The sequence below is a fragment of the Polaribacter sp. AHE13PA genome (assembly GCF_019278505.1).
GTDB lineage: Bacteria > Bacteroidota > Bacteroidia > Flavobacteriales > Flavobacteriaceae > Polaribacter.
On record NZ_CP058985.1, the window covers coordinates 372,423 to 383,418 of the forward strand.

Genomic DNA, 10,996 nt, shown 5'->3' on the forward strand with positions numbered 1-10,996 from the left:
TAATATAAGTATTTTAAGCTATTATAGTCTCGTAGCTCAGCTGGTTAGAGCGCTACACTGATAATGTAGAGGTCGGCAGTTCGAGTCTGCCCGGGACTACAAATAACTAAATACTAAGGAAATTCTGGAAGTAAGAGGATTCTACATTCATAATTTAGGATTTATTCTGAATTTCATAATGGGGGATTAGCTCAGCTGGCTAGAGCGCTTGCCTTGCACGCAAGAGGTCATCGGTTCGACTCCGATATTCTCCACAACGGTCAATTTCAAGTAAATAGACCACAAGTTCATTGACATATTGGTAAAATGATATCGTAAGAATCAAATAGATAGAGAACGATTAGAGCAATCTAATCAAAAATTTTTTTATAAAAATATAAAAGAGTTCATTATAGTATGGAAACATACTGTAGCAAAAAGTACAATAAGTTAAGTAAGGGCGTATGGCGGATGCCTAGGCTCTCAGAGACGACGAAGGACGTGATAAGCTGCGAAAAGCTACGGGGAGGGGCACATACCTTTTGATCCGTAGATATCCGAATGGGGCAACCCGGCATGTTGAAGACATGTCACCTAGCAATAGGGGTAAACCCGGTGAACTGAAACATCTAAGTAACCGGAGGAAGAGAAAACAATAGTGATTCCGTTAGTAGTGGCGAGCGAACGCGGATTAGCCCAAACCTATTTTGTTACGGCAAAATAGGGGTTGTAGGGCCACGATATTCGAAGATAAGTGAATTAGAACAGTTTGGAAAGACTGACCATAGAGGGTGATAGTCCCGTAAAAGTAAGCAAATTTAAGATAGTGGTACCCTGAGTAGTGCGGGACACGAGTAATCCTGTATGAATCCACCGGGACCATCCGGTAAGGCTAAATACTCCTGAGAGACCGATAGTGAACTAGTACCGTGAGGGAAAGGTGAAAAGAACCCTAAGTAAGGGAGTGAAATAGAACCTGAAACCGTACGCCTACAAGCGGTCGGAGCATCATTTATGGTGTGACGGCGTGCCTTTTGCATAATGAGCCTACGAGTTACTGTTTCTAGCAAGGTTAATTGATTAAGTCAAGGAGCCGTAGCGAAAGCGAGTCTGAATAGGGCGCTTTAGTTAGTAGTAGTAGACGCGAAACCGAGTGATCTACCCATGGGCAGGTTGAAGCTGTGGTAACACACAGTGGAGGACCGAACCAGTTGACGTTGAAAAGTCTTTGGATGACCTGTGGGTAGGGGTGAAAGGCCAATCAAACTCGGAAATAGCTCGTACTCCCCGAAATGCATTTAGGTGCAGCGTTGAGTAAAAGTTTTATAGAGGTAGAGCTACTGATTGGATGCGGGGGCTTCACCGCCTACCAATTCCTGACAAACTCCGAATGCTATAAAATGTTTCTCAGCAGTGAGGGCATGGGTGCTAAGGTCCATGTCCGAGAGGGAAAGAACCCAGACCATCAGCTAAGGTCCCCAAATATATGTTAAGTTGAAAAAACGAGGTGAAATTGCTTAGACAGCTAGGATGTTGGCTTGGAAGCAGCCATTCATTTAAAGAGTGCGTAACAGCTCACTAGTCGAGCGATTTCGCATGGATAATAATCGGGCATAAACATATTACCGAAGCTATGGATTAACGTTGAAAGACACGTTAGTGGTAGGGGAGCATTGTAATCAGCGTAGAAGGTGTACTGTGAGGTATGCTGGAGTGTTTACAAAAGAAAATGTAGGCATAAGTAACGATAATGGGGGCGAGAAACCCCCACACCGAAAGACTAAGGTTTCCTCAGCGATGCTAATCAGCTGAGGGTTAGTCGGGTCCTAAGGCGAATCCGAAGGGAGTAGTCGATGGATAACAGGTTAATATTCCTGTACTTCTTATAATTGCGATGGGGTGACGGAGTAATGAAAGCACCGCGAACTGACGGAATAGTTCGTTGAAACATGTAGCTATTGGCACTGTAGGTAAATCCGCAGAGTTAGGTGAAATGTGATAGTACCAAGCGTCTTCGGACAATTGGATAGTGTGCCTAAGGGCTTCCAAGAAAAACCTCTAAGCTTCAGATTATAAGAACCCGTACCGTAAACCGACACAGGTAGTTGGGATGAGAATTCTAAGGTGCTCGAGAGATTCATGGCTAAGGAACTAGGCAAAATAGACCCGTAACTTCGGGAGAAGGGTCGCCCATCTTCGGATGGGCCGCAGTGAAAAGGTCCAGGCGACTGTTTATCAAAAACACAGGGCTTTGCTAAATTGAAAGATGATGTATAAGGCCTGACACCTGCCCGGTGCTGGAAGGTTAAGTGGAGGGTTTAGCTTCGGCGAAGATCTGAAATGAAGCCCCAGTAAACGGCGGCCGTAACTATAACGGTCCTAAGGTAGCGAAATTCCTTGTCGGGTAAGTTCCGACCTGCACGAATGGTGCAACGATCTGGACACTGTCTCAGCCATGAGCTCGGTGAAATTGTAGTATCGGTGAAGATGCCGATTACCCGCAGCGGGACGAAAAGACCCCGTGAACCTTTACTATAGCTTAGTATTGGCTTTGGATAAGTAATGTGTAGGATAGGTGGGAGACATTGAAGCGGCGTCGCTAGGCGTTGTGGAGTCGTCCTTGAAATACCACCCTTTGCTTATCTAGAGTCTAACTCAGAGATGAGGACAGTGCTTGGTGGGTAGTTTGACTGGGGTGGTCGCCTCCAAAAGAGTAACGGAGGCTTCTAAAGGTACCCTCAGTACGCTTGGTAACCGTACGTAGAGTGCAATGGCATAAGGGTGCTTGACTGAGAGACATACAGGTCGATCAGGTTGGAAACAAGAGCATAGTGATCCGGTGGTTCCGCATGGAAGGGCCATCGCTCAAAGGATAAAAGGTACTCCGGGGATAACAGGCTGATCTCCCCCAAGAGCTCATATCGACGGGGGGGTTTGGCACCTCGATGTCGGCTCGTCACATCCTGGGGCTGGAGAAGGTCCCAAGGGTTGGGCTGTTCGCCCATTAAAGTGGCACGCGAGCTGGGTTCAGAACGTCGTGAGACAGTTCGGTCTCTATCTGCTGTGGGCGTTAGAAATTTGCGTGGATCTGACTCTAGTACGAGAGGACCGAGTTGGACTGACCTCTAGTGTACCTGTTGTTTCGCCAGAAGCATAGCAGGGTAGCTACGTCGGGAAGGGATAAGCGCTGAAAGCATATAAGCGCGAAACCCACCACAAGATGAGATTTCTTTAAAGGGTCGTTGGAGATTACAACGTTGATAGGTCATAGGTGTAAAGGCAGTAATGTCATAGCCAAGTGATACTAATAACCCATAGACTTATGTACGCTTCCCGCCGAAAGGCGGGAGCAGAACCTCTTTATTTATTAGACGATTTAGATATTATTTTACCATATGTTAACTTATACAGTTAAAATTATTTAGCTGAAAATTTTAGGGTGGTTATAGCATTGGGGCTCACCTCTTCCCATCTCGAACAGAGAAGTTAAGCCCAATCGCGCCGATGGTACTGCATTTATGTGGGAGAGTAGGTCGCCGCCTTTCTTTAATCTTGAATATTCAAGATCCTAAACCTCAATTCTTATGAATTGAGGTTTTTTTTGTCCTAAACTCAAATCATAGTCACTTTTTGTAATCTATGAATTACATAATATCATTTAACATGGGATTTTGTTAAGAAAAATCTTATACTCTTGATCATACACTACTTTATATTGTTAGGTGATTCCTTACAAAAGGGCGAAAAGACAAACTGGGTGTAAATATCTTAATCTATGACTGTTGGCGTTACAAATGAGCACTAGCCTTGGGAATTTTTATTGTTATTTTGTCAATCTGAATTTACTTCAATTTCTTTGTTGCATTAAGTCTATGCAAGGCGAGATGCTGAATCAAGTTCAGCATGACAAATTTTTATTCTCTCTTGATAATTTTTTTTGACTTTCTGTGGTTTATTCTGCTAATCTTTGTCGATACTGTTACAAACAATGGGAGCCTTTAATTAGTAATTGTTATTTTATCAACCGGAATTTTTTTCAGAGTTTTATGAGTGTAGGCATTAAGCAAGTACAGATGCTCATATAAGTTGAGTTTTACAAGGTATCGTTTTTTAGTTCCCCTTTGCTTTGATTTAGTATTGATATCTATCTTCGTTTAAAGTCTCTTATTGAAGTTAATTCAAATTAGATTATCCTTTTATGATTTTCGGATTTTTTTAAAAAGGTACAAATGACAAATTATTTTAAACAAACTTGTAATTTCTAAATAATAATAAGTCTTTTGATATTTATAAGACGTTAATCAGAAATGTGCATTAATTACTATCTATTTTTTTATATAACTGAATGTTTTTGCGTGAAGGATAGTAGCAAAAAGCCCACAGTGAGGTACGAGCGAGGACTTGTAGAGTATAGCCTGACCATGCTTTTTTCATGGGCACGCCCTTAATTAGATTAACTTTTGCTTATATTGTCTTAAATAATTTATATAAGCATAAAAAGAATAAAGCCAGTTCTAAAGTAAATTAGAACTGGCTTTAATTTATACAAATTTGAAATTATTTACAATGCAGTATATTGATATACTCTACCGTAATAAGATGAGTTACCTACGCGGTATCTAGAAAGAATATGTTGTCTATAACTACCAACATAACCTGTCCAATAATCACTGTAATCATTCAAACTCCATCTAAAAACCTGTAGGCTTCCTTGATCAGATCCATCATCTCCAATTACTCTAATACGGTAATAATTATATCCATAACCAGAAGATATTTCTATTCGTTTATTTACTGTTACTGGTTCCCATCCCGTTGCTTCTCCAAATAATACAGGTTCTCCAACATTAAACCATTCACTTCTTTCTCCGGTATCGTTATCTAAAATATATTGATATTGGTATTGAAGTCTTAGACTAGTGGGTACTCCTGGTGTTTCATAAAGGGAATTATGAAATTTAATCCATGTTGTTTCACCTGTGTTTTCTGTTGTTATTTTTGGATATTCTCCATAATCTACTATAGTTGGATCTTTATCAAAATCATGCACAATTAGAGTCGTTTTTCCTGCAGGCATTTCAATATTCTTGTCATACACTAATGTTAAATCATCTACAGCTCCTATATATAGTTTTAGATTTATTAATCCAGATTCTGTAGTATAAAATTTACCACCCGTAGCAGATCTAGGTATAAAGCTATTAATAGGTAATGAATAAGTTTCATTGCTTAATAACTCATCATTTAATTCTATCCTATTTATGGTGCTAGCGGTTCCACTTGCAAGGGGAACTACATAATGTATTTGGAATTGTGCTGTTGTTTCTGTATCAATTTCTGTTGTGTCATATTCTACAACGTGTTCTTCACAAGCTGTAATTAAAAATGCACAAACTAGAAAGAGTCCTATTTTAGTTATATTTTTCATGTTTTTTAGATTTCTTAAGTTGAACATATACTTTATTGAGGTAAATCTCCTGGATAGACAAACCACGGAATAGACGTGTGATAATTCTCTGCTGTTCCCGATATAGGTTTAAGTATCTCTAAAGAAGGTATATTCCACATATATTCTGAATTAAATCGAGGTCTTATTCGGTAACTTGGTGAACCTTCATTTTGTGTATAATAAGATCCTTTTCTACCTTCCACTTGCGCAGGTGCTAAATAAAAACCTTTGTATACTTTAGTATCGTCTGTGTCTTTTTTCTGATCTACTAGTCCGTGTATAAAACCATTACCTGTGCTAGGAACATCTCCTGTATAGTCAATATCATAATTATATTTACGCATATCAACCCAAGCTTCTGAAGCTCCCCATGGATATAAAGAAACCCATTTTTGCATCATAATATGTGACAATGTAAATTCGTTTAATGGTAATGCTCCTGCATAAGGTCCGTTTAAGTATTCTGATGCAAGTGAATTAAAAACACTTGTTGTAATTTTGTCACCTCCACTAGCACTTCCTTCACTTCCTGTACTTATATAACGAGCTGTTGTTTGCATATCTGCACTAACCCCTCTTTTGAAGGCTTCAAAAGCATCTGTTTTTTGACCCAACTTCCAATAGGTTTCTGCTAAACAAAATTGAATTTCAGAGTACGTGGTTAATATATATGGTGCATCATCTCTATAAATCCATCTACCAGTACCATCATGAACTGTACCTTGGTATTGAGAAGATAAGGTTCTACCGTAAAATGATGGAGCTTGTCCTATAGGTCCTGTACTACCTGTAAAAGAACCTCCATAATATTGATACGCTTTTATACTGTCTGTATTATTTAAATTTAAATATGTTGGGTTACTTTCTGTAGCCAATTTAACAGCAACTCTAGGATCATAATGACCTAATTCATTTGTTAACGTATCAGTTATAATTTGTTTATCCGCAAGTTCAACCGGATGATAATAGTTTGTCGTATTTATAATATGAATTTTATCTCCTGTTGCATCCTCATATTTAGGAACTGTACCTGTAAATACTTGTACTGCATAATCATGTTGAAAATAGCTGTAACTTAAATTACCTCTTGCCGTTCCCCAAAAATTATTATAGCTACTGTATGGTGCAGATTGTGATCCACCACCTACAGTAACAGTAGCGTCATCACTAGGACGTTGGAAAGATTTACCTGCTGCATTAATTAATTCTTGAGCGTATGTTCCTGAAAAGTCTGATTTATTACTTAAAGAAGCTAAGTTACGGACAATAATGGCGTATGAAAATTTCTTCCACATTTCTTTATCACCACCATAAATAAAATCATTATTAGTTAATTTATCACCATACGATTGATCGTCAGTTTTTTCTAACATTTCAATTGCTTCATAAGCCCATTCACGAACTTGGGTGTAGACATCTTTTTGATAATCATAATCATGCTGTAGTAAACTAGGTACAAACGCATCATTCATTGGTACTTCTCCATGAACTTTTGTCAATAAATCCCAACTGTAAGCTTTCATTGCTAAACCAATTCCAGCTAAAGTCCAATCTTCTGCTTCTATAGATTGATTGATTAAGTTTTCTAGATTTTGACCTTGACTCCAATAAGTCATTCTCCAAATTTCTCCTCCAGCATCGCTCCCTAAATTATAGTAATTGCTAGCAAAACTAGTGTAACTACTTGTACCCATCATTTGTGTCATGGGAGCAATTGCTCTTAGATCATAATAAATACCTTGATATTGTTGGGTAATTCCTGCTAGGTATAAATATCCTTCTACTTCAGCAGGTGCATCTATATTATTATTTACATCAAGATATTCTTCACAGCTAGTAAAACTGAAAAAAGCTATAAGTATGTATATTAATTTATTTTTCATGATTTTTTAATTTAAGGTTAAACTGATTCCTACTGAATAGCTACGTGGATTTGGAATAGACCAAATATCAATACCTTCACCACCCGTACCTCCTGCAGCTGCAGAAACAGAGTTCCCCACAGCATCAATACCAGAATAATTTGTCCAAGTAAATAAGTCGTTTGCTACAAAATATAGGTTTACTTGAGAAAAAAGTTTAGATTTATTAAGTAAATCTTCATCTAGACGGTAAGAAAAACGTAATTCTTGCATACGTAAATAGTTTACATCTTTTTCTAGCCAATCTTCGTCTCCTCCTGTAAATATAGAAGAACCATACATACTATAATCTACTGCTATTGTATTTTGAGTTGGGTTAGCTGAATTCTCATTACCATCTTGAATAACACCATTAAATATTTGTGGACCACTTTCTCTTAAATCTACTGATTCCCAACTATTCCCTCTATACATCATATCTCGTTTTGTTCCATTTACAACAGTAGCTCCTAGGCGTCCAGCAAATAAACTAGATAATCTAAAGTTTTTATATTTAAAACTAGTACTCATTCCAAAACGTAATTTTGGTTCTCTGTCTCCAATAATAGACCATTCACTAGCGGTGATAGGTAATCCTGTAGTTGGACTAATTAAGATATCACCATTATCATTACGTTCGTATGCTCTACCTGTTATAGTTGAAATTGATTCACCTTGCATAATACCATTTCGTATGTTTCCAGAAGTCCAAGTATAGGCATTATAGTATTCTGTTACATTTTCTGGCAGAGAAACAACTTCTGAAGTTCCTTGAGATCCATTGATACCAAAATTCCAAGTAAAGTCATTATTTCTTACAATATCAACATCAATATTTGCTTCCCATCCTTTTGTTTTAAATGTACCTACATTTAATGTGTTTAATACAAATCCTGTTGCATAACTTAATCTAAAACCTCTTACTATCTGATCTGAATTTTCCGTTGTAAAATAGGTAAAACTTGTTTTTACTCTATTTTTAAACAAACCTAAGTCTATACCAATTTCATTTGCAGTTGTAATTTCTGGTTTAAGTTCTGGGTTTGGACCTGTGTAGCCATATTTGAAGCCCCCACCTGTTAAATTAGTTTTTTCTAATTGTGGGTCTATTTGTAAAGGACTTGCATCTTTACCAACTTGAGCCCATGAACCACGTAGCTTAAAATGATTTATAGTTTCATTATCCTTTAAGAAATCTAAATCAGATACAATTAAAGCTCCTTCTACAGCAGGATAGAAATAACTGTTGTTTTCTACAGGCAATGTAGATGACCAGTCATTTCTAGCTCTTAATGTTATAAAAGCTAAATTATTATATCCAAATTCAAACGAACCAGAAATTCCTTGTACTCGTCTTTTGGTATTTCTTTGGCTAGATGTTTGTGTTAAAGGGTCTGTGTTGTTGATAGATTGAAAGTCTGTTGCAATAAAATTACTACCATAACTACTAGTTCTTGTTACTCCATTCTCTACTTGGTGATATCCTAATTGACCTGAAAATGAAAATTTGTCGTCAAAATATGTATTACTATAACCACCAAGTATATTAATGGTTGGATCAGAAAAATTTGACTGAGTTATGTTATAACTACCTTCACCAGCATTATCATACGCATAATAAGGATGCGTAGATGTTACATAGGTTTGCATGCCTACATCCCATCCAACTTGTGCCCTAACAAAAGTGTTTTTCATTGGCGTCATATTCAAAGAAATATTACTGATAAATCTATCTGATTCATCATAATACTTATTATTATTCATTCCAAAAAGAGGATTTAATAAATCTACATCAAGGTAATAATCAGGTGTTCTCATATGACTACCGTCTTCAGCAAGATAATTGCTCATATCATCTACTCTAGGCCATAACATAGCACGATATAACGGACCTGAAGTACCTGTTCTAACCTTGTTGTTTTCTGTATTAGTATATTGCAAAGCTCCTTCAAAAGTTAACCAGTCTGTAACTTCTGCTTTACCAGATAAACTTAAATTAGTTCTCTTGTATTTAGTAGTTTTTACAACACCAGTTTCGTTTAATTGAGAAAAACTACCACGAATAGTTGCTTTATCAGATCCTCCATCTACAGAAACATTGTATCGTTGTTGAACGCCTGTTTGAAGTATTGCATCAAGATTATCATAGATTTTTGTATCTTCTGGATACAACCCTCCAAATTTACTTGTGTAATAGTAGTTTGTTGTCCCTTTAGCTCCGTTAGAATATTTGTCTTGCATTTCTGGATAACCATAAGCATTACTAAATTTTAGAAAATTACTAAATCGAACAGTTCCTTTACCAGAAGTACCTTTTTTAGTGGTAATAATAATTGCTCCGTTAGATGCATCTGAACCGTATAATGCCGCAGCACCAGCTCCTTTTAAAATTGTTATAGATTCAACATCATCAGGGTTAAAATCGTTACCTCTAGAAGAAAAGTCCATGTCACGTACAGAAAATTCTCCACCAGCCATTCCGCTCGGATCAAAAGTAGAATTGTTCATAGGAATACCATCCACTACATAAAGCGGTTGATTATTACCCGATATAGAGGTAATGTTTCTAAGAACCACATTGGTAGAGGCACCAGGATTCCCACTTGTAGACCCTACATTAAGACCAGCAACTCGACCTGCTAATGCGGTAATAAAATTTTCTCTACCAGAATCTTCAATAGTTTTTCCATCAACATGCTGAACTGAAGAACCGATACTACGTTTTACACGTTTTAAACCGAATTCTGCAGTTATAACAACTTCACCAAGAACAGAAGTGTCTTCTTCTAAAACTACCTTGGCAGTTGTGCTATTAACAACAACTTCTTTTTTTTGAAAACCAATAGAAGAGAAAACTAGCGTTTTACCTTTTGCAACTGATATGTTATAATTTCCATAAAAATCAGTAGACGTTCCTTTATTACTACCTTTAATTACAATAGTAACCCCTGGTAAAGGCGTATCAATTTTATCAACAACGGTACCTTTCACAACTATGTTTTGTGAAAATAGTACGGAAAATGAAGTTGTAAAAAAAACCAGAAGTGTTACTTTAATTTTTTTAGTCATAGTTATTATTATTGATTAGTTAAGACAAACTTAACAATTTATTACAATAATCTTGCATTTTATTTATTTTTTTTGCGGCATTTTTGCGTTTTTAATGCATATTTACAGTTGGTTAGTGTTACTTTATTGCGGTATTTTATTTTTATTATATCTAAATATAAAGTATTGTTAATTTTACATACTTGTTTTTGTGAATAATATTCATGATTGTTTATAATTGCATTTAGATAAAAAAAATATTTTTTTTTCTCTTTTCTTAAATACTCAATTTGATGGGGAAGAAGTATATTATTTTTTTACTATTTCAAGTTTTTCGAAATAAGTAGAATATCATATAGTAAATATTTCTTTTAGAAGGTGGTGATTGTTAAAGCGGAAAATTGATGTCGTTAATAAACATTTTAAAAATGGAGTTTTTTTATTATTTTCTAGTAAACAGAATATTCCTTTTTTACTTATAAAAGCAAATATGTTACTTAACATTGTTATTACTTAGATAAAATTACTGTTAAATAAGATTATATTTTAAATACTCAGCTATTATACCGAGGTCTTAGAATAAAAAAAAGTATTTCTAAAGCTAGGTTACCTTACTGAC

General features: G+C 36.4%; 3 protein-coding genes, 2 tRNA genes and 2 rRNA genes. 4 read left to right on the top strand and 3 right to left on the bottom strand.

Features of this window, described 5'->3' with window-relative positions:
• The first annotated feature begins 25 nt into the window (after positions 1 to 25).
• The 4 genes from H0I28_RS01635 (at position 26) to rrf (ending at position 3,524) form a co-directional block, all read left to right on the top strand.
• Positions 26 to 99 (top strand) — tRNA-Ile (locus H0I28_RS01635).
• A gap of 81 nt (positions 100 to 180) precedes the next feature.
• Positions 181 to 254, top strand: a tRNA-Ala gene (locus tag H0I28_RS01640).
• A 168-nt stretch (positions 255 to 422) separates the two neighbouring features.
• Positions 423 to 3,307 (top strand): 23S ribosomal RNA (locus H0I28_RS01645).
• Positions 3,308 to 3,414: 107 nt separating this feature from the next.
• Positions 3,415 to 3,524, top strand: a 5S ribosomal RNA gene (gene rrf, locus H0I28_RS01650).
• Positions 3,525 to 4,540: 1,016 nt separating this feature from the next.
• On the opposite strand, the gene H0I28_RS01655 is transcribed toward rrf, so the two are convergent.
• The 3 genes from H0I28_RS01655 to H0I28_RS01665 are packed head-to-tail and all read right to left on the bottom strand — an operon-like array spanning position 4,541 to position 10,398.
• Entirely contained in the window at positions 4,541 to 5,407 is an 867-nt protein-coding gene (locus H0I28_RS01655) for a hypothetical protein (protein ID WP_218760209.1), read from the bottom strand.
• Positions 5,408 to 5,439: 32 nt separating this feature from the next.
• Positions 5,440 to 7,311, bottom strand: a complete 1,872-nt coding sequence (locus tag H0I28_RS01660; protein WP_218760210.1) for a SusD/RagB family nutrient-binding outer membrane lipoprotein — start codon at positions 7,309 to 7,311, stop codon at positions 5,440 to 5,442.
• Positions 7,312 to 7,317: 6 nt separating this feature from the next.
• Positions 7,318 to 10,398, bottom strand: coding sequence for a SusC/RagA family TonB-linked outer membrane protein (locus H0I28_RS01665; protein WP_218760211.1), 3,081 nt, complete (start codon positions 10,396 to 10,398; stop codon positions 7,318 to 7,320).
• Positions 10,399 to 10,996 lie beyond the last annotated feature (598 nt).